Annotated in this window: 10 protein-coding genes and 1 tRNA gene; 8 read left to right on the top strand and 3 right to left on the bottom strand. The window is 56.4% G+C overall.

Annotated features, from left to right (window positions below; translation table 11 throughout):
- Window positions 1–85 precede the first annotated feature (85 nt).
- Window positions 86–1,747 (bottom strand): zinc-dependent metalloprotease, encoded by a 1,662-nt coding sequence (locus OZX67_RS07260; RefSeq protein WP_277142107.1) that lies wholly within the window; start codon window positions 1,745–1,747, stop codon window positions 86–88.
- Window positions 1,748–2,335: 588 nt separating this feature from the next.
- Here OZX67_RS07260 and OZX67_RS07255 point away from each other — a divergent pair.
- Window positions 2,336–3,178, top strand: coding sequence for a S16 family serine protease (locus OZX67_RS07255; RefSeq protein WP_277145022.1), 843 nt, complete (start codon window positions 2,336–2,338; stop codon window positions 3,176–3,178).
- A 356-nt stretch (window positions 3,179–3,534) separates the two neighbouring features.
- Window positions 3,535–3,951: a DUF3052 domain-containing protein gene (locus tag OZX67_RS07250; RefSeq protein WP_277142105.1), complete on the top strand. Its 417-nt coding sequence runs from the start codon at window positions 3,535–3,537 to the stop codon at window positions 3,949–3,951.
- A gap of 230 nt (window positions 3,952–4,181) precedes the next feature.
- On the opposite strand, the gene glyA is transcribed toward OZX67_RS07250, so the two are convergent.
- Entirely contained in the window at window positions 4,182–5,501 is a 1,320-nt protein-coding gene (gene glyA / locus OZX67_RS07245) for a serine hydroxymethyltransferase (RefSeq protein ID WP_277142102.1), read from the bottom strand.
- A 332-nt stretch (window positions 5,502–5,833) separates the two neighbouring features.
- Window positions 5,834–5,907 (bottom strand) — tRNA-Val (locus OZX67_RS07240).
- A gap of 216 nt (window positions 5,908–6,123) precedes the next feature.
- Between OZX67_RS07240 and OZX67_RS07235 the strand changes: the two genes are divergently transcribed.
- From OZX67_RS07235 to essC, 6 genes are all read left to right on the top strand, one after another.
- Entirely contained in the window at window positions 6,124–7,896 is a 1,773-nt protein-coding gene (locus OZX67_RS07235; RefSeq protein WP_277142100.1) for a serine/threonine-protein kinase, read from the top strand.
- Complete coding sequence (locus OZX67_RS07230; RefSeq protein ID WP_277142098.1) at window positions 7,893–8,666, top strand: hypothetical protein; 774 nt, start codon at window positions 7,893–7,895, stop codon at window positions 8,664–8,666. The genes OZX67_RS07235 and OZX67_RS07230 overlap by 4 nt, the downstream gene beginning before the upstream one ends.
- A 134-nt stretch (window positions 8,667–8,800) precedes the next feature.
- Window positions 8,801–9,976, top strand: a complete 1,176-nt coding sequence (locus OZX67_RS07225) for a hypothetical protein (RefSeq protein ID WP_277142096.1) — start codon at window positions 8,801–8,803, stop codon at window positions 9,974–9,976.
- 1,738 nt (window positions 9,977–11,714) lie between these two features.
- Window positions 11,715–16,067, top strand: a complete 4,353-nt coding sequence (locus tag OZX67_RS07220) for a hypothetical protein (protein ID WP_277142094.1) — start codon at window positions 11,715–11,717, stop codon at window positions 16,065–16,067.
- Window positions 16,068–16,220: 153 nt separating this feature from the next.
- Window positions 16,221–16,514 carry a WXG100 family type VII secretion target gene (locus tag OZX67_RS07215; protein WP_277142092.1) on the top strand — a complete coding sequence of 98 codons (294 nt, stop codon included), beginning with the start codon at window positions 16,221–16,223 and terminating at the stop codon, window positions 16,512–16,514.
- A gap of 151 nt (window positions 16,515–16,665) precedes the next feature.
- A complete protein-coding gene (essC, locus tag OZX67_RS07210; protein ID WP_277142090.1) occupies window positions 16,666–21,312 on the top strand; it encodes a type VII secretion protein EssC in 4,647 nt (1,548 codons plus the stop codon).
- The last annotated feature ends 52 nt before the right edge of the window (window positions 21,313–21,364 follow it).

Genomic DNA, 21,364 nt, shown 5'->3' with positions numbered 1-21,364 from the left:
GTTATCGACTTGTAACAAGTCGATAACGACCTTTCTGCCGTTTCAGCGTTCAATTTCGTCTTTAAACGGTTTGGCAGTTGTGCTTTCAGCCTTGTGGGTTGTCGCTTTCATCGGATTCACTGCCATCGGCATTCCCGGTTGTTCCGTTTGTGTTATCGGGTTTCTGCGAATCGTCAGGCTTCGACGAACCGTTGTTCTTGTCCTTCCCGTCGCCGTCTTTATCGATTCCGTCGGCATCATCAGCGCTCTCATCGTCATCGCCCTGCGCGTCGAGCAGTTTCTCGAGTTCGGCGTCCCAGTCGATGCCGGGCTTGCTTGCTGAGGTATTGGTGCCATCGGCGGCAAACGTGGTGATGTTCGCGTCCGGATTCGTATTGTTACGGGATTCCGAGGTTCCCGTTTCGGCGATTTCCGTTTTCTCGCCGCTGGCATCCGGCAACTTCGGCAGCAGGTCTGGGTGAGACCACTTCTCGTCGCGGGCCTTGTCGCCCTCTTCGGCGCCGATCTTCTCCCAGATGTCTGCAGCCTCGCGCATGCGCTTGGGGCGCAATTCCATGCCGAGCAGGTTTTCGAAGGTGCGTTCCGCCGGTCCGCCGACGGCGCGCTCGCGGCGCAGCATCTCGCGTAGCTGCTCGATATGCGGAATATGGGCTACTCCGGCCTTCCATGTCACCGCATCGACCCAGCCTTCGACCAGGGCCAGAAGCGTTTCAAGGCTTTCGAGCGCCTCTTTCTGCTCCGGGGTGTCGGCAATGCCGACCTTGGTGAGGTCCACGGCTCCGGAAATCGAATCAGGGTCCATCGAGGTTGCGTCGCGCAATTGCTCTTCCATGGCGTCCAGATCGATATTGATGCCGCGCGCGTACTTGCCGATCAGGGCCTCGAAACGGGGCATGAGCCACGGCACGTGGGCGAAGAGGCGGGCGTGGGCCACTTCCTCAAGCGCCAGGAAAGCGAGCACCTCGGACTGGTCGATTTCCAGCGTCTTGGCATATTCGATGGAGTTCTGGGCGATCAGCGCGCCGGCAGGATTTTTCTGCAAGGCGATGCCTTGGTCGAAACTGCCGCGCACCTCGTGCGAAAGCTGGCCGGCTGCATGCCCGAGCTGCGTGGAGAAAGCCGTGTTGCCGAGAATCTTGATGAGGTTGGCCGGATCTTTCATGTTGTCCGGAATCGGCACAGGAACGGGGCCGGCGAAGATTCCGGCGATTTCGCCATCTCCAAAGGCATCTCCGAAACGCTCCGAAACGACGCTGGAAAGTGCATCGCTCATGGATTGCTCGACCGGGCTGGCGAATTTCGCCCAGGAATCGACTGTCGCGTTCACCCAATCGGCGCGGGTGAAGACCTGCGGCTCGCCCGGTGCCGGGTCGATGCTGCTGGCGGTGTCGAGCCAAAGATTCGCCTCGCTCATCGCCTGCCGCACGGCTTCGCCTTCACTTGCGCTGACGGTCTGCTCGCTGCCTTCGTCGTTGGCGATGGCCAGGGCCAGGGAGGTTGCCAGCTTCACGTTGACCGGCCCCTGGTCCGCGCTCTGCTGCATGTCACCTACCGTGTTGAGACCGCTGGTAGTGAATGCGTTCATCAGCGCTTTCACTTCCGCGGGTTTGGGCAGCTTGGTCGGATCCTGACCGAGGAGCTGGTCTTTGACCGCGTCGGGCAGAGCGTTCAGCTGTTGGAAGGCCATGTCGCCCTGTATCTGACCGAAGCAATCGATCAGCCATTGATGTATCGCGTTTTCGTCCATCGGTATTGTCCTTTATCTTGAAGCCCTATTAAGCAATATAGCGTGCGTATGTTGATTCCATATTATGGTCTTCTATGGTCTTATCGGCCAAATCTTCCGCTGTCTGAGGAGAATCGCGTACCGGCATTGCGGCAGGTTGCCTCGCCCGTCGTTTCTTGATTGTTTGGCGGCTGCACAATGTTCGTTTTCGCCGTTTTCGCTATTCCGTGCAAGTGGATGATTTGCTGCGTTGGGTGGTGTTTGAGTGTCGCGATTGTTCCGGTTCGTGGTTGGTGTGGACGATTTGGCGTGGTTGCTTGACGAAGCTGTGGCATTGTTGCCGGTCCGCCGCCCAAGAGTCTGGACGAGGCAGCATACTGGTGAGTTATGGCAGGCAGCAATCAGGACCAAGGGCATTCCAGCGATCAGACGCCGATAGCGCAGGCGACAGAAGGCGTCGCGGATTCGCCTTCCGTGGCAGGCGACGATTTCAACAGTATTATCAATGCGTCCGATACGAGCAGCGGCGCCGAGGGGAGTGCTGGGAATCCAAACGATATCGACGGCGATGTTCTTTTCGATACCGGCGACGAGGGCGGCGAAACTGCCATGTCGGCTCGCAGCCACCTCGGGCTCTGGCATCGCTTCACCCGCTACTGCTCGCGTCATTCCTTGCGCTATTTTGCAGGGCTTATCTGTGCGGTGCTGTGTTTTCTGGTATTGCTGCTCCCCAGCCCCTACGTCATCGAAACGCCCGGCCCTACCCAGGACGTGCTGGGCAAGGCGGACGGTAAAGAGGTTATCGCCATCACCGACGCAACCACCCACAAAAGCCGTGGCAAACTGCTGCTGCTCACCGTCAACGCGCAGGGCGTGCCCGGTTCTCCGGCGCTCGGCATCCAGACCCTGATCGCATGGATCGACCCCCAGCAGCAGGTCATGCCCAGTGAGGCCGTCTTCCCCGTCGGCCAGAGCTCCCAGGAATATAAAAAGACCGCCACCAAGCAGATGACCGGTTCCCAGGATTCCGCCAGTACAGCGGCGCTCGCTTTCGCGCGCAAACACAAGATTGCTGGAGCATCCAGTGCCAAGGTGGAAATGCACGTCGAAGATATCGGCGGCCCGTCTGCCGGCATGATGTATGCGCTGGGTGTCATCAACAAGCTCACCCCGGTCGACGAGACCGGTGGCAAGACGATAGCAGGCACCGGCACCATCGACGGCAAAGGCAAGGTCGGCAAAATCGGCGGTATTCAGTTGAAAATGCTCGCGGCCAAGCGCGACGGCGCCACCTACTTCCTTGCCCCTGCCGCCAATTGCGACGAAGTCGTGGGCCATGTGCCCAACGGCTTGCGCGATGTCAAGGTTTCGACGCTGGATGAGGCTTACCGTTCTCTGGTCGCCATCGGCCAAGGCAAGGCCGACAGTCTGCCTCATTGCACAGCAAACTAGTGCCGCAATCGTAATCGGACATTGCAATCGTGACGCTGATGGGTTCCTTTGCGTCGTGTTTGCAATGTTCTATTGTGATTGTGTCGCGTCTGGGCGGGTTGGGGTCGTGTTTGCAATGCTGTGTTGCGTTTGTGACGCTGATGGGTTCCTTTGCGTCGTGTTTGCAATGCCATATCAAGGTTGCAGCCGGTGCGAACCCACGGTTATCATCTCGAACCCGTTCGGGGACAATATTCTTTTGATTAGGGATGTAACCGGCGAATGTAGACCGATGCAAACCTCTGGTATTGCCCGCAATGTGGATACCTCGCAACGACGTTGCGTGCGCTGTTCCGTATCTTTGCTATATTAGAAGTGTGAATGAAACGGCATCAAAAAACGCTGAAGAGTTCGGTTTCCACAAAGGCGACATCGTGCAGGAATGGCTGTGGGATGACGACGTGAGTGAATCCACTCGAGAGAAGATTATGGATTTGACCGGTCAGGATCTGGTCGATGAGGATTATGATTCTGCCGTGGATGGCGTCATCATTTGGTGGCGCGATGGAGACGATGAAGACGCCTTGGCCGATACCATCATGGACGCACACGGTGTGATTGGCGAGGATGGTCCGCTTTGGATCCTCACCCCTAAGCCCGGTCGTCCGGGTGCGACTGCGTCCAACACGGTGCAGTCCGCCGCCAAGACCGCTGGTATGAATGCGGCCACGCCGCTGACGGTTTCCGATGATTGGAACGGCATCCGTCTACGTGCCTTCGGCAAAGGACGCTGAACAGGGGTTTAGCATATATCGCCTTTTATCAAATAAAATTTGAGTATATTCGAAAGTCTTCACCGACATCTCGTTGGCGAAGACTTTCATTTTCTGTGTACGTAGTTGATTTCGAGCTATCGCATGTATTGCATATTGATAGACGATGACTAACTAAGGTGATGGCTAACGTAAAATCCCCACCAGTGACGAACCGGTGGGGATTTTGATTATCGAGTTTCAGCTGTGATTTACAGTCCCGGGTAAAGCGGGAAGTCCTCGGTCAGCTTGGTGACACGGGCGTGCAGCGCTTCAACGTCCGCATCGTTGCCTGCCGCCAGTGCGGTGCCGATGATGTCGGCGACCTCTTCATACTGCGGGGCGGCGAAGCCACGAGTGGCCAGAGCCGAAGTGCCGATGCGCAGGCCGGAAGCCACGGAAGCCGGGCGCGGATCGAAGGGCACGGTGTTGCGGTTGACGGTGATGCCACATTGAGCCAGCAGATTCTCACCCTGCTGCCCGTCCATCTCGCTGTTGCGCAGATCGACCATGACCAGATGCACGTCGGTGCCGCCGGTCAGAACGGTGATGCCCTGGGCCTTGACGTCATCGGCGTTGAGTCGGTCGGCGAGAATCTTTGCGCCTTCCAGCGTGCGCTCCATACGATGCTTGAATGCCTCGGTGCCAGCGACCTTGAAAGCCACGGCCTTCGCGGCGATGATGTGCATCAGCGGCCCGCCCTGCTGGCCGGGGAAGACGGCGGAATTGATCTTCTTGCCGTATTCCTTCTTGGCCAGAATGAAGCCGGAACGCGGCCCGCCCAGCGTCTTGTGCGCGGTTGAGGAGACGACGTCGGCGTAGGGGACGGGGCTCGGATGCAGCTTGGCGGCGACCATACCGGCGAAGTGGGCCATGTCGACCCAGAATTTCGCACCGACCTCATCGGCGATCTCCTTCATCGCCTTGAAGTCCTCGATGCGCGGGTAGGCGCTCCAGCCTCCGATGATGAGCTGTGGGTGCACCTCAAGTGCGCGCTGGCGGATGATTTCGGGATCGATAAGGAAGGTGTCGGGGTTCACGCCGTAGGATTCGGCGTGGTAGAACTTGCCCGAGAAGTTCATCTTGGTGCCGTGGGTCAGGTGGCCGCCATGGTCCAGCGCCAGGCCGAGAACGGTGTCGCCGGGCTTGATGAGCGCTTGATAGACGGCGGCGTTGGCCTGCGCGCCAGAATGAGGCTGCACGTTGGCGAATTCCGCTCCGAAGAGTTCCTTGGCTCGGTTGCGCGCGAGCGTCTCGATGCCGTCGACGAACTCGCAGCCGCCGTAGTAGCGGCGCCCGGGATAGCCTTCCGCATATTTGTTGGTCAGTACGGAACCCTGCGCGTCGAGGACTGCGCGGGGCACGAAGTTTTCGGAAGCGATCATCTCAAGGCCGTTCTGTTGGCGCTTGAGTTCATCGTCGATCAGCGACGAGATTTCAGGGTCCGCTTCGGCGATGGGTGCATTGAACAGATCCGACGAACTCTGCACGATTGCAGGGTTGGATGTGTCGGCTTTAAATGGTTCAGCCATTTCGAACTCCTTTTAATACTCGTTGACTGCCTGGAATGTGGCAGGTTGCTTCCGCTCCGCCCGCCTTTGTAAAAAGTGGGATTTCGCGGATTGCGCAGTCAGGGGGATTTTGCCTCATTGCTGCACAAATTTCATTATGCCAGAAAAGTCCGGAAACATGCCTTATCTGTTCTATTTTTGGACAAACTGCTATTGCAAGAATCGATAATCCGTTAAAGGCAATGTTCACTAATGCGTAATTTTGGCGTTATTCTGGGCCAAAACCGGCCAGAATGGCAATGTATCTGCTTGTCTGTCTGAGAAAACATTGGAAGCGAAAGAACTCGGGAACGTGGGCGATGAGGGGCTCGAACCCCCGACATCCACCGTGTAAAGGTGGCGCTCTAGCCAGCTGAGCTAATCGCCCGTAAACCTTATTAAGCTTAGCGCAACCGTTGCCCAGCGGGGTGTCGGGGAATCTACGTGCCGATTGGCGGTGTGACAGGTTGTTTAGTTGCGCAGAAAGCTATATATACTAATAATGGTCATCATAATGTGATAATTTATATTTCAGCTGTAATCGATTGATATCGGATACTTCGTTTCGGCCAGGGTAGGCGAAACCTTGTAGGGGGAGAAACAGGTGGCGGATAGCGGTAATAGACTGGTCGGCAAACGTTACGAGTTGCTGACGGAAATTGGGCACGGCGGGATGTCCACCGTGTATCTGGCACTTGATGCCACGCTGCACAAGCAGTGGGCCGTCAAGGAGATTCGCCATATCCCGGACAAGGAACAGCGCAAGTTCATCATCGACGGCCTGATCAGCGAGGCCAACCTCATCAAGACCTTCGACCATCCGGCCATACCCCGTATCGTCGATCTGATCGAGGAAAACGGCAGTCTCTATATCGTCATGGACTATATCGAAGGCGAGACGCTTTCCGCGCTGATTGCCAAGGAAGGCGCGCAAAACGAGGAGCGGGTGGCCGCGTGGGGCATCCAGCTGTGCGACGCCCTCGACTACCTGCACCAGCGCATCCCGCCCATCGTCTACCGCGATATGAAACCCTCGAACGTCATGGTGACGCCGGAAGGCGCCGTCCGCATCATCGATTTCGGCATCGCCTGCGAAATGCCGCCGAAACGCGGAGAGCTGCCCAAAGATTATGAGGCGCGAATGGGAACGCCGGGTTATGCCGCTCCCGAGCAGTACGACGAGTTCGGCCGCTGCGATGCGCGTACTGATGTCTATGGTCTGGGTGCGTTGCTCTATGTCTTGCTTACCGGCAAGCCGATCGAAGGCGAGCCTTACAAGGCGGCTCCGTTGCGTCAGGTTCTGCCGTCGGCCTCCGTGGGTCTGGAACGTGTGTTGAGCAAGGCCATGCAGCGCGACCCGGACCAGCGCTATCAGGATTGCGCGCAATTCGCCTACGACCTTGAGCATTACTCCGACAGGGACGCGAAACGACGCAAGACCATGCAGTTCAAATGGCGTGCGTTCTGCGTGTTGTGCGTGGCGAGCGTCGTCGCTTTGGTTGCAGGCGGTGCCACGCTGGCGGCCGGAGCGGTCAACGCGAATTCGAATTACGACCTACAGATGAGTCTGGCGGCACAGGCGACCGATAACAATGCCGCCGACGCACATTACGTCACCGCTGCGAACATCAGGCCAAGTGCCATCGATCCTTATGAGGGGTTGATCAAACGTTATGAATCCGACGGGGTGTTCAGTGCTTCCGAGGAACATCAGTTGCAGCAATCGCTCGATGACCATTCCTCGGTCCTGCAGAAGCAGGGCGAGAATTGGGGACGTCTTTGCTTCGATGTGGGCAAACTTTATTGGTACTACTATTCGGTTGACCCCTCGAAGAGTCCGGACATGGGAAGCGATCCCACCGCGCAGGCGCAGTATTTGCGTATCACCGCCGCTTCACATTGGATGAACGAAGCCGGCAGAACGAGTTTCAAGGACCAGAAACTGGCCCGGTTGTACGCAACCATCGCCGATTTCAATACCTCGATAGTCCCGTTGATCAACGAGGGGTCGGACGCCGGAAAATATGCGCCGTATTTCAAGAATCTGGACTCGCTGATGCATATGATGCAGCCGAGCAACAACGACGTAATGAAACTTTCCACCGTCAACACCGTGCTCGGGGCTTTGCGTACTTACCCGCGCAAGTTCCGTGCTGACGGCGTCACCCAAGAGCAATTGAACAAGGCCATCGACTTGGCGCAGGACCTATCGCAAAGTGTCGACCCGACCACGGCCAAGTTGCGGCAGGCGAAGCAGCAGGCTATTGATGCCGTCGCTCCGGCGCGGCAGGCGGTGGCTGAGGCATTCGTGGATATCGCAGGGACCAATGGTGCCGGCGGTGCCGCCAATAACGGCGGAAAGGAGACCAGACTATGAGTTCAGGATTCAAGATTACCGCGGTCGTGCTGTTCTCGCTTGCCGTGGTCTGCGCCATTCTGGCCGTCATTCTGTATTTCGCTTGGAACATCAGGGCCATTCGTGACACATTGACCGGCAAGACCGCAGAGCGCCGCATCGCCGAGCTTCGACGCGAAAGCGGTCGCTGGAAGGTGGATTCCAGGCGCTCCGAAGCGCAGGAGAAAGAGACGCCTTGGCGCGCCAGCCAGATACGCGGCGGCTCTGATTCGGAGCCGTTGGACAGCAGTTCTCTCTCCGTTGAGGATTCGATATCTGCTGAGCCCTCTGCTGCTTCAGAGGATGAGGAAAACGTGGGAACCACGTTGCTCAATCAAAGTCCGCAAGCCGAGGGTGGCGAGGCGGATGAAGAGGAAGGGCTTTCAACCACTCTGCTTGGGCGGGACGAGCAAGCAGACGTTGACGACGACGAAGAGGGCGCGGCCAGCCTGCTTGAGGGTCCGAAGAAGGGCAAGCCTGTTTCGCCTCATAAGGCATCGGATGGCGATGATGGAGAGTCTGCGACGACTTTGCTTGGTGGTGCTTCCGCCCGTTCGGAGGGCGACGGCGACGAAGAGCCTTCAACGACTTTGCTTGGTGGTGCTTCCGCTCGTTCGGCAGATACCGGCGACGAAGAGTCTGCGACGACGTTGCTTGGTGGTGCTTCCGCTCGTTCGACAGATGACAGCGATGAAGAGTCCGCGACGACATTGCTGCATGGCAGCGAGCCGAAAGGTGGTGGCCGACGATGACGGGATTGTGCAGGTAGCGCTTCCGTTTGATTGTGCTGGTGGTTGGCTACTTGTTTTTTGAGATTTGCAGTTTGTTGGTTTCGGGCGGGTCTGAGTGGTTTTTGGTCTGGCCGGTTGATTGAAAGGAAAAGAAGATGGGGTTTTCGAGGAAAGGCGTGCGCAGGTCGTTGGCGGCCTGTGCCGCGGGCGTGGCTGCCGTGGCGATGCTGGTGCCGGGTACGGCGAATGCCGTGGAGACGAGGGGCAACTGCGTGGTGGGCACGAGCACCATCGCCCAGTGCTTCCCGGACGCACAGCTCGCAAAAGATGTGGCGGCCAAGGGTGGGGTCGCTGTCGGCGATGTGTTTTCGCAGCATATCGTTGACAAGGTCACTGAGATAGGTGGTTTTTATCGCTCTTTGGAAGGTGCCCAGTATCTTACTAATCTGGCCACTATTGATTCTGGTAGTAGCGGTGTTACTGATTTGTCTCCTTTGTCGGGACTCAGGCATTTGACAAAAATTACTTTTGAGCATTCTCCGATTACTGACTTATCTCCGCTGGCCGGCATGACGCAATTGGTTAGGCTGGACTTTGACTATAGTGGAATCTCTGATCTCACTCCGCTTAGCGGGCTTACCAATCTTGAGGCGCTGCGTCTGGACCGTTCTAACGTCACCGATATCACGCCGTTGTCCGGTTTGACGAAGCTTCGGTTTATACATGCTTGGGAGAATCATATCAGTGATCTTCGGCCTTTGAAGGGGGTTGCGGCGCAACTGAGTTGGGATGACCCCGATACTGGTATTGGCTCGAATCCTCTTGCCGGCCAGTTCGCATCCTCCGCTCCATCGGCGACGTGGCTTCAGGCCCCTCGGGGGTTTGACGGCGAGTACATCAAACCTCGTGAAATTACGCCTAGTTCCGGCACGTTCGATCCGGTTACCGGTGTGGTGAGCTGGTCCGGGCTTAAGGAAGGCGATGAAATCAGCATCGAAGCTGCTTATCATTTCCCCAGTGATTCTAACTGGGATCCCGATGATTATGCTTACTATTATCATGCCGCGGGGACGTATTCTACTTCAGGCCCTGCCGTTCCGCAGGCTCCGGTGAATCCTGCTCCTGTGGCTCCTTCTCCTGTTGCGAAGCCAGTTGATGGTGTGAAGCCTGTTGGTAAGCCTGCTGCGAAGCCTGCCATGAAATCGGGTGCCAAGGCGAAGGCTCCGGGGAGTCTTGCGCAGACGGGTGCCGGTGTCTTGGGCGTGTCCGGTGCGGCGTTGCTTCTGTTGTCGGCCGGTATTGGCCTCTTGCTGGTTCGTCGTCGGGTGTGAGTCGGCTTTCATTTCTGATGGTGTGAACTGATTGCGTCTTTTGACAATAAGGCGCAATCAGAGCTCTTGGGAATTTGTATCTGTTTAAAACCAATAAAACTGGGGATTGATGATGAAAAGAAAATACACGCGTACAAAAAGTAAGCGTCGTCTGCTGCTCGTTGCTGTCGTCTTTGCCGCTTTAGGCATGGCAATGCCAGCTGTTGCGTCAGCTGTTGGGAACGCCGACCAAGCGAGTAGTGACACTCAGAATCAATCAGGAACTGCCAATATTCAGCATGAAACCAAGAGCGCACAACAAGCAACAAGTAATGACAATCAGGGTGGTTCTTCCATATCGAATAGAGACCAACCGATCGATCTTGGAACATACAAACTGGCTCCATATAATACGGGTCTGAATGATCAGCCTGATTTGAGGAAGTGCATCAGCATCCAGACACATAACGGGCAGGGCGATGATGCCAAGGATGCCTATGTGTCAGGTGATTGGAAGGTAAACGAGCAGAATTCGAGCCACTTGCGGGTCTGGCGGGCTCAAAATGACACACTGAAGGTTCAGGTGAAAAAAGGAGATGTACCGGAATACTGTACTGCAAGTTCTCTTAAGGTGTCCAATAGTCCATCTGATTTTCAACCAAGCAGTTCATCGCAACCAGCGCAATCCGCTGATTTAAGCGAAACCTCGATAAGTCCTGAGAATTCTGCGGTTTTCATTCAACTTGGTGCTCCTATATCCATCAAGGTGAATGAGTCGTTATCCTTTGAATTCAATGCAGGCGAGATTGTCGTGATTCCGGTTGAGCAGGATACGGCAAAGCCTCAGTCTCCTTCTATTCTTCAGCAGAATGGTTTGGTGTATGCAGGTGACAATGACACTACGGTTAATTTATCTCATCCGAATGATGATGTACCGTCATCGAGCAATTTCGGTATAGTGATTAGGCTTCATGCCCCTGATAATGCTACCAGTTCTGATTCTGGCTCTGCAAATATTTCAGTGACCTATCCTTCCAATTCCAATGATGTTTCTGGCGTCATCCCAGCTGTCTCATGCCAAATCAAAGAAGACCCTGACTGCTATCAGTTTGAATTGAATGGGGCTGAGTTCGTGAAGATGGGATATAATTTTTCTTCACTCCCAAATGATAAAAGGCTAGCCCTTGTCATTGATCTTTCCAAATTGAAAATTTCATCGGTTGACCGTGTGGGCAATAAAAGCGATTCGGTTTCTTTAAGTCAGCTCGCGCCTTTTTCCACAATGAATATAACGCACTGGAAACTGTACCAAATTCCCAATGAAAAAGAATTATCGCAGAAAATTTCTATTTCTGTAGGTGACGGGTCCTCTTCAGGTCAACAGCCATATTGTGAGTTGAATGGGGGAGAAAAATGTTCCAATGGGAAAGATAAGGATAACCTCATTGCCAAAACACAGAAAGTGATAGTCACTGTACAATTCGCTAAACAGTTTGATATACAGACTTTTGATGATCTTCAACCTACTTTGTCGTATGAATACACTTCTAGTGATGGCCAAGTTGTTAAGTCTCCAGAAAGTAAGTTATGTGCTGATTCCGAATGTAAAACCATGTCAACTCCTCAACCACTTTTTTTGGAAGAGGGAAGATATACGTCTGTCTATCCTGTTTTTGGGGTTACATTAGGTAGTGATCATCATTCGTTTGGCCTAACGTCGGTCAATGTCTTGGTTGATGGCAGTGCTCCGACAATCAGCATGTCGAGAATAATCAACAATCCGGCTCAATCCAAGAATGATTTTACGCTTAATGGAGTCGAGGGTCTGGCGACAAACCCGAAGGATAATCAAGGCAATCCGGTAATGGCGCAGCTGCAGATTCATGTCTGCGATTTGCTTGGAACGTCATCTGGAGAGTGCCCCGCTTCTTCTTCACAGACGCCGAATCATTCTGATGCAGCCGGAACTTCCGGCATTGATTGGAGTGCGGCAACGGGGTCGGAATCACCTAAAATAGGCTTCAAGTTCAAGCGTTATAAGACTTACGCCGCTCTGAAGAACAGGCTGGAAGGCGGGCCGGTGAATAGCGGTGACGTTGAGACCGTGAGTTTGGATATTGCCAAGTTGCTGCCAGACTCGTCAAGCATCATAGTTCCCGTCGCCAAAGACGGAGTGGATGTTAGTTCTATCCCGGGCGGTTTTTCAGTCTCATTTAGCAGTGACGGCGCGTATTTGCTTTCAGAGATGGAAGTGACTGCTACCGATAAGGCGGGGAATGTTGCCGATATAAAATTAGCGAAAAAGCCTGCTGGCTCAAGCACTACTACCGGAAGCGTGGCAGATGATCAGACGCCTCTGGGCGTTTACCACTTTGATTTGCTCGTGGCGGATGTGCCCAAAGATAATGTAAAGAAAACTGCTCGTGTCACGTTCGCGAAGGTTGCGGACACTGGTGGCAGCTGCGAGCAATCCGATTTCGAAGGTAACGGTCCCGCTACGGGCTGGTTCCGTTGCTCTGTGGCTCCGAGCGTGACTGTTCAAGATCATTGGTTCGGTGTCGCTAGGAAGCTGGGAAAGAATAATGATCCGAGCAATCCCCTTTGGGTAGCATCGGGGCCTACTTCTGACAAACATCCACAGCTTGATGAGACGCATACTGTTTATGAAGACACGACAACGATTCCGGTTTTGATTCCCAAAACCGGCAACGGGAAATCGGTTGAGGGTAGTTATGAATTGAATTTCTCTTATGAGCCGATAGCAGGCAGCTTGAGTTCGGTCAATGATAATGCCGGATCGAAAATCTACCTGACCGATACACATGTGACGTTCGGCATCGACTACACCGCTCCCAAAGTGACGCTGAAAGAGACACAGCTGGAATCGAAGTGGCTTCAACGCAACTCATTCACGATGACGAAAGGCTCAAAGGTCATAGTAACGTATCCGACGGCTGATGCAAATCATCCGACGCAGATTTCCTATAACCTTTCCGAGCAGGATCTGCCAAGTGACACGAGCTCGATTGCAGCCAATACTGACTTGTCCGTCTCGGGCGCCGACCAAAATAAATTCAAGTTCACGGCCCTGCGTTATGGCAATTATGATGACGCTGCGAATGCCCTTTCCGGTTCTCCTGAGGCGAAGCCAGGGAAGACGACCTCTGTGAGTGCAGTCGCTGGAGCGGACGGCACAATCGATGTCGAATTCAATCAGGATGGAGTCTACCTCGTCAAGGATATGCAGGTGCAGGTCTGCGATGAGGCAGGAAACCATTCCGAGATCAAGCTCGACGAGGGCGGCGACGGGATCGCAAAATCCAACTACGGGATGATTGTGTTTGTCGGGCCGAACAATAAGCCGACGCAATCGATGAAAATTCATGATGTCAAGGACCAATCACGAGGTGCCGGCAACTTGGAACCGGCTTCGCACCTGCAGTGGCACCGTGGCTCGGTTTCGGCGACACTGTCGGTAACCGACAAATGGTTCGATGTGGTGCAGCAACTCAAGAGCCTCAACAAACCCGGTGACCCTGATAATCCAGCAAGTGTGCAGAAACTTGAATTGTTCACGCATGGGATTGCCGGTGGGGCAGAAAACGACGCTTCATTCGGCACGCCTCTGACGACGAATTCCTTCTCCCGGTCCACGACGGATCCAGATACTTGGACCGCCGAGGTGGCCATGCCCGCTGCCCAGAAAGGGAGCCATGCAGGCTGGTCTGTAGAAGGCACGTATGCTCTCGGGCTCAACTATCGTTCGGTCGGCGGAACGCCGGCCACCGATTCGGATCCGCAGGCCAGCGCGCACCAGACGTTCGGCATCGACTACACCGATCCACAGTTCAAGGATCTCAGGTTCAGCCAGACAGGCCCGGCCCAATGGGGATGGGTATTTGCTGCCGGCCCCGGACCGGAAAGCTTCACGGCTACGACGGAGGACGAGGTTTCCGGGGTATGCAACGTCAATGACCCGAAGTGCTCGGGCGAGTCGCAGTTCGCGTTCAACGGCAATTTCCAGCAAGCCGGCGTGGAACATCCTGCCTATCAGAAGACCAGCAGCGACAGAGATGGCCACCAGACAGATGTGTCGGTGAGTTTCGGCGACGATTCCGAGCGGCTGACGCTCAAGGGCTCGACGCTGCACATCAGCGACAGGGCCGGCAACGTAAGCTCGCTGGACTTGGGCGACACAGTGATGCCTTCCGGCTATGTGTCGGACAAGGACAAGCCCAAGCTGCTTTCCAACTTGCCGAAGGGTACCACGGGTATCGCCATCGACACCAAGACGCCGACGATCGGTGTGGTCTACGACAACAACAACGTGCGCAACGGCAAGTATTATAAAGCCAATCGCACGGCGACGGTGACCATCAACGAATCGAACTTCGACTTCATCAAGGCCAACGACAAATACCGCGATATCGTCGTTACCCAGGCCGACGGCTCGAAGATGACGGTCGATGCCGACAAGTTCGCCAACCCGAGCAAGGACGGTTCGACGTGGGTGGCGCAGGTACCTTGCGACCATGACGCCGACTGGGCCTTCGACGTTTCGCTGACCGATCCCGCCGGCCATGTGGCCGTCCCGTTCCACGACGAATTCACCATTGACACGCAAAAGCCGGTGCTCGAGATGAAATTCGACAACAACTCCGCCGAGAACGGCAACTACTACAAGGCCGTGCGCACCGCAAGCATCAAACAGACGGAACGCAACTTCAGCCCTGCCGACACCGCAGTGACCGTAATCGCGAAGGACGCCAACGGGGTTTCCGTCGCCCCTCCGGCGGCGGCCCCCTGGTCGGAGGCAAGCAAGGATTACGAACGCACCACTTCGGTTCCGTTCACCGGTGAGCTGCACTACTCGATCAAGGTGACGGCCACCGACCTGGCGGGAAACACCGCCGAGGCCGTCGAGGAGCCCGAATTCATCATCGATATGACCAAACCGAAACTGGCGATCAGTCAGGTTTCTGACAAGACCGCCTACGCGGGCAAGGTGACGCCGCAGATCGATTTCAGCGACACCAATTTCGACCCGATGGACGCCGATTACACCCTGACGCGCACCAGAGACCCTGACCCGGGCAAGAAGGACCAGAACGCGAAGCGCGGCAAGTCGAACACCAACGACGTCTTCCTTCAAAGCAAGGAGCAGGACAGCAACACGTCAAAGTCCGTCGCTCTGCCGGACGTGGAGCACACCGTCGACAACGACGACGTCTACACGCTCGACGCGAAGGTCAAGGACAAGGCCGGCAACGAGAGCGAGCAGAAGGTAGTGTTCAGCCTGAACCGCTTCGGCTCCAACTACATCCTCGACGGAGCCACTCAGAACATTCTGGGTCGCTATATCAAGGCCCCGCAGGAGGTGCATGTCACCGAAATCAACGTCAGCGGCCTGAACTTCGACAAGTCGCATACGGAACTGGTGCACAACCAGGACGTTTCGCAGATCTCGTTGGGCAAGGACTACCGGATGGTCAGCGACCAGACCAGCGGCTGGCAGGAAGACACCTATGATTTCCCGGCCAGTCTCTTCAACGCCGACGGCTATTACCGGCTGCGTCTGACCTCGGTCGACGCCGCAGGCAACCTTTCGCAGAACACGATGAACAAGAAGAACGAGACGCGCAACGGTGACGCCCAGGTCAACTTCGCGGTGGACCAGCATAACCCGACGGCTTCTGTGGACGAGCTCAAGAGCAACGCCGTGGTCTATGCGCCTTCGCGCGACCTCGTGGTCGACGCTAAGGATGACGTGGCGCTCAAATCGGCCGAGCTCAAGGTCGACGGGCAAACCGTGGGGCAGTGGAAGGGCAAGGGCACGCTGTCTCCGATGAGTTGGCGCCTCGATGCCGACCAGCACGAGCACGTCGTGGAGGTCGTATCCACCGATATGGCCGGCAATCGCAGCAAGACCGTCTACTCAGGAATCGTGGTGGCCACAAGCTGGTGGGCCTACATGATGGCACGCGGGCTGCTGCTGCCACTGGTCTTCGCCGGCATCATCGTGGTGGCGCTTGGCGTCATCGGCGTGGTCGCAGCGGTGCGCCGTCGCAGGTCCGTCGCCTACCGGAGGAACGTCTTCCGGCACGCCAAATAGGCGCGTCACTCTTCGCCGGCTGCCGTCACTGTGTGCCTTCATTGGCAATTGGGGTGATGGCGGCCGACGAAAGGCCACAATCAAAGATTTTGCGTCGAAATCCGGCGCAAGCTCCTTCGGGCCAACCGGGGGAGGCAAAGAAAGGAAATAAAGATGGCAGGACAGATTCGAATTACGCCGGACGAGATGCATACTCAGGCCGGCAATTACCGTCAACAAGCCGAAAAAGTTAATGAAGTGATTACTGCGATGAACGGGTTGCTGGAGACGTTGAAGGGTGAGTGGGAAGGTGCTGCAAGCCAGTCATACGCTGCACGCTATGAGCAATTGAAGCCCGGCTTCATTCAGGCCCGTGAACTCATTAATGAAATTGCTACGGCGCTCGACAATACGGCCACCAGCCTTGATGAAACGGATCAGCAGATTGCTGCTCAGTTCCGCGGCTGACATGGTGTGTCGTATCCGGTGAGGAAACAACTATGAATCTTGTTTCCTCACCAGATTATGTGTCGTGTTCATTCGGCTTATATTTGCCGTTGATATCGGTAAAAGTGCCGGCGATTAAACCAATCTCGTAATTTGTGTTTCGGAGGGAACTATGCCCAGCAATGCATATGCGGTGACATTGATCGATGCCCGACAACTTGAAAATTTTGCCGTTGAAAGCGGGTCGTTCGGTGTCTGCCATATAGGCTTCAGTCGGCATGGTCAGAACACTCCGAGCGCCACGGTCCGTACCGATAGAAACGGGATGACACTGTCTGCGGATTCCGGTTGTCGCTTGTTCGGCGACGACGGCAAAACGGTTGAACATTACGATGTGATGCGTAACCCACAAGGCAGTGTGGTTACATTGCGACAGGTCGTCTACGACACCGTCGCGTTGCTTTTCATCCATCCGATATCGCAAGGAACCAAAAGATTCCATAAGGTCGCATTCGCGAGGCCTGCCGATTTGCCCATCGGGCGAGGGGCTGACAATGCGCTCGTCTATGCGATTCCTTTTGTTTCGGAACATCATGCCACATTGCGATATCGCGAGGACGGTTTTTCCGTCGTCGACAATGGCAGCGTCAACGGCACTTTCGTCAACGGCGAGAGATTGGCGGGCGGACAGGCGATGCGCCTGAATCCCGGCGATTTGGTGCAGATCATGGATTTGGTGTTTACCGTCGGTCTGCGGTTTATCTCGGTCAACACCCCTCAGGGCGTACTCTTGAGGACTTCGCAGAATTGGCAGGAAGTCTCGCATGAGAATATCGAGGCATCTTCCCCCAAGCCGGACGATGACGTCGAAGAACCGGAACTTTTTTACCCGGCTCCCAGGCTGATGCATACCGTACATGTCAAGTCCTTCCATGTCGACGAACCCCCGCAATCCCCGAAGCAGAAGGACCAGCCGGCGTTGATGCAGTTAGGACCTTCCTTCCTGATGGGCATTGGCTCGGTGTTCATGGCCATTTCCGCGTTGTCCAATCTTTCGCATGGTGGCAACATCATGACCGCGTTGCCTTCCGTAGCGATGGCTGTGGCCATGATCGGAGGAACCGTAATCTGGCCGATGATCAGCAAGCGCTATACCAAAAAGGTGGAAGGTCGGGAGGAACGCCGTCGCCAAAGCAAGTACACCGACTATCTCAATTCGATTACTGCAAAGCTTTTGCAGGAACGTGACCGTCAAATCGCGATTTTGAACGAAAACCGTCCTCCGCTGGCGCAGGTGCTGCAGCGGGCTTATGACCTTTCACCGCATCTGATGGATCGTAATGCGACGCATGACGACTTCTTGCAGCTGCGGGTCGGAATGGGACGACAACACGTGCAGGCCAAGGTCGAAGCTCCCAACCATGGATTCAGCATGGAAGACGATGCCCTGCTCGATCAGGCGGAGGCGCTTGCCGACAAGCCGACGATGATGGAAGCGCCCGTGGCTGTCGATTTGGCGGCGACCAAGACCTTGGGCGTGGTGGGGTCGCGTCCGGTCACTTGGGATTTCGTCAGAGGGCTTTTGGCTCAGGTATGCGGGTTTTATAGCTATAACGAGGTGAAGATAGCCGCTATCGTCAACCCGCAGGAAGAGCGGGAATGGGGGTTTCTCAAGGACGCTCCGCATGCGCGCAGCGACGATGGAAAAGTGCGATATCTTGCCGGGGATTCCACCGAATTGATGGCATTGGACTCGATGCTGGGTAAGATTTTGGCTGAGCGGGCGGATGATCGCGAAGCGAATGCGCGCACCAGTATGCCGTTCTATGTGGTGCTCTGTGCCAACAAAGATTTGGCCTCGGGCTCGTCAAGCGTCGCGAAGCTTTCACAGGTTGGGGAGAACAAGGGCTTCTGCGTCATATTCCTGGCCGATGAACTGAAGGATTTGCCGAGAGAATGCTCTCAGGTTGTCAAATTCGGCAATCCCGACGATGCTCAATTGGCACGTGGCGATTATGCCTTGGGCACCCCGGGTGTGCTTGCCGGAGTTTCGAAGATGTTTGACCGTAGCGATGTCGGGGGTACGGAACGTGATTTCCGCCCCGATATCCTGTTGTCCGAAAACCGTGCAGAGGGGTTTGTTCTGGCGCTTTCGCGCGCGCATCTGAGCGCTTCGCAAGCTGAGGGGTCGATGCCGGAGTCGTTGGGCTTTATGGAGATGTTCAAGGCCGGGAGCGTCCTACAACTCAATGTGGCCGACCGTTGGAAGAAACACGATTCGTCGCGTTCATTGGCGGCTCCGGTGGGCGTGGGGGCCAAAGGGGAGCTGGTCGACCTCGACTTGCACGAAGATGCCCATGGCCCGCACGGTCTGATTGCAGGCACCACCGGTTCCGGTAAATCAGAATTCATTATTACCTGGATTCTTTCGATGTGCTTGAATTTCTCACCGGATGAGGCCTCGTTCGTACTTATCGATTACAAGGGCGGTGGCCTGGCCGGGGCGTTCGACAACGACAGGTACCGTCTGCCACATCTTGCCGGCACGATCACCAATCTCGACGGTGCCGCGGTGACGCGCAGTATGGTCTCCATCCAAAGCGAACTCAAGCGACGTCAGGCGCTGTTCAACAAGGCCTGCGATATCACAGGCGAAGCGACGATGGATATCGGCAAGTACATCTCGTACTGGCGTCAAGGGGTGTTGAAGGAGCCGTGCCCGCATCTGTTCGTGGTGGCGGATGAGTTCGCGGAGTTGAAGCAGCAGGAGCCGGATTTCATGGACGAGCTGGTTTCGGCGGCGCGTATCGGGCGCTCGCTGGGGTTGCACCTTGTGTTGGCGACGCAGAAGCCGACGGGTGTGGTTTCGGACCAGATCGCGAGCAACGCGAGGTTCCGCGTTTCGTTGAAGGTGGCGGATGCGGCGGACAGCCGCGAGATGATCCGTCGCCCTGACGCGGCCGAGCTCGACCGTCCCGGCGAGTTCTATCTGTTGGTGGGTTATGACGAGCTGTTCGTTGGCGGGCAGGCGGCGTATGCGGGCGGTTCGTATGTGGAGCGTGACGTCTATGAGCCCAAGCGTGACGTATCGGTGGAGCTGGTGGGGCTGGCCGGCGAACCGTTGGCGCGGCTTCGTCCCGCGTCGGGTGGGTCTTCGGTCTCGAAGGTCTCGGAGCTGAACGCAGTGCTGGCGCAGATATGCGAGGTCGCGGCCGCGTCGGGTCTGTCGGCGCACCCGTTGTGGTTGGATCCGTTGCCGGCGCGTGTCACCTTGGACGGGTTGCGGGAGAAGTATGCGGATGCTTGGCCTGGGGATTCGGATCTGGTGCTGGTCGGCGGTGAGCTGGATGATCCGGAACAGCAGCGGCAGGCGTTGATGACGATGGATATCGGGCACGACGGCAACCTGTGCGTCTACGGCGATCCGTCGACCGATCCGGAGGGATGGCTGGCTGCGATGCTGATGGAGCTCGCCGGTCGGATGGATCCCGCGCATCTGCGTTTCTATGTCCTTGATTTCGGTGCTGGTGTGTTTTCGGCGTTTGCGCATGATCCGCATTGCGGTGGTGTGGTGCTTTCCGGAGACGTCGAGCGGGTGGAGAGCATGTTCCGTCTGTTGGGCCGTGAGATTGAACGTCGCCGTGAGCTGTTCGCCCCTTATGGCGGTTCCATCGGCGGATACAACGATCATGCCGACGCCGGGGCCGCGGAGCCTGAGATTCTGGTGCTGCTGGTGGGTGTGCCGGCGTTCTATGAGGCGTTCCCGGACATGGAGGACCATCTGAACTCGATGACGCGTGATTGCGTGCGCTACGGTGTGCGTTTCGTTGTCACGGCGGCCACGGCGAATGGTCTGCGCATGCGTTTGAGGTCGAATATGGGCTTCAGCGTGGTCACCGCGTTCAATGACGAGAACGATTACGGCATGATTCTGGGCAGCGGGGCGCGCAAGATGGTTCCGCCGCACGCTTTGCGTCGTGGACTGGTTGCCTCGGACAAGAAGGTGTACGAGTTCCAGGGGGTGTCGCTCGGTGAGGATCCGTCCGGCGAGGGTGACGTGATACGCGGCTTCGCCGGCCGTGACGCGCAGCAGTGGACGGGGCAGCCGGCCCCGGCGATTCCGGTGCTGCCGAAGGTCGTTACCCCGGAGGCGTTCGCCGGTCTTTCCTTGGGCCGTGCGTGTGTGCCTGCGGGTATATCGGTCGAGGGTATCGAACCGGTGTGCTTCGATGCGCGGCGTACGCCGGTGATGCTGGTTGGCGGCAACGATGCGGACCTGATTGGCTCCTACTTCCGTGGGTTGGCCCGTTCGCTCTCCGAGGCGGGGGTGCGTGCCGTGGTGCTGGACATCGACGGGGCCGTTCCTGATGGTTGCGGCGACGTGCGTTCGAAGGATGCCGAAGTGCTTGACGCTTTGCATGCTGTCGAGCAGGGTGGTTTCGATTTGGTGCTGGTGCCTTCGGTGATGACGTTGGTCTCCGGTCTGTCACCGGATACCGGGGCGCTGTTCACGCGTCTCGTCTCGTCGGACGAGATTAGGCGACATACCGGCTTCGTGGTCGGCACCGAAGCATGGAGGGCCAAGGGCGTCTATGAGACGTGGTTCACGGCCATGACCGCATACAAGGACGGGATATGGCTGGGGGCCGGGTTCAACAGCGGACAGGGGCTGGTCAACACGTATGGCATATCAATGTCCGCTTTGAAAGGGCTCGGTGCCAAGGACGCCGTGTTCGCTTCCCACGGCGGCGTAGTGAAGATACGTCCGCTGCAGCACCGAGAAGATGAAGGCAAATCCGAAAAGGAGGAGAAACGATGAGTGGTAAGGAAATCAAGTCGAACGAGGACGCCTGACAGCAGGTTTCCGACAA

This window comes from Bifidobacterium sp. ESL0728 (assembly GCF_029392015.1).
Lineage (GTDB): Bacteria > Actinomycetota > Actinomycetes > Actinomycetales > Bifidobacteriaceae > Bifidobacterium.
This window is presented reverse-complemented; position numbering and strand designations above follow the sequence as displayed.

Excerpts from the sequence above, each read along its gene's own strand:
- OZX67_RS07255 (WP_277145022.1), top strand. The coding sequence starts at position 2,336 with ATGTCGGCTCGCAGCCACCTCGGGCTCTGGCATCGCTTCACCCGCTAC.
- glyA (WP_277142102.1), bottom strand. The coding sequence starts at position 5,501 with ATGGCTGAACCATTTAAAGCCGACACATCCAACCCTGCAATCGTGCAG.
- OZX67_RS07230 (WP_277142098.1), top strand. The coding sequence starts at position 7,893 with ATGAGTTCAGGATTCAAGATTACCGCGGTCGTGCTGTTCTCGCTTGCC.
- OZX67_RS07260 (WP_277142107.1), bottom strand. The coding sequence starts at position 1,747 with ATGGACGAAAACGCGATACATCAATGGCTGATCGATTGCTTCGGTCAG.
- OZX67_RS07225 (WP_277142096.1), top strand. The coding sequence starts at position 8,801 with ATGGGGTTTTCGAGGAAAGGCGTGCGCAGGTCGTTGGCGGCCTGTGCC.
- OZX67_RS07215 (WP_277142092.1), top strand. The coding sequence starts at position 16,221 with ATGGCAGGACAGATTCGAATTACGCCGGACGAGATGCATACTCAGGCC.
- essC (WP_277142090.1), top strand. The coding sequence starts at position 16,666 with ATGCCCAGCAATGCATATGCGGTGACATTGATCGATGCCCGACAACTT.
- OZX67_RS07220 (WP_277142094.1), top strand. The coding sequence starts at position 11,715 with ATGTCGAGAATAATCAACAATCCGGCTCAATCCAAGAATGATTTTACG.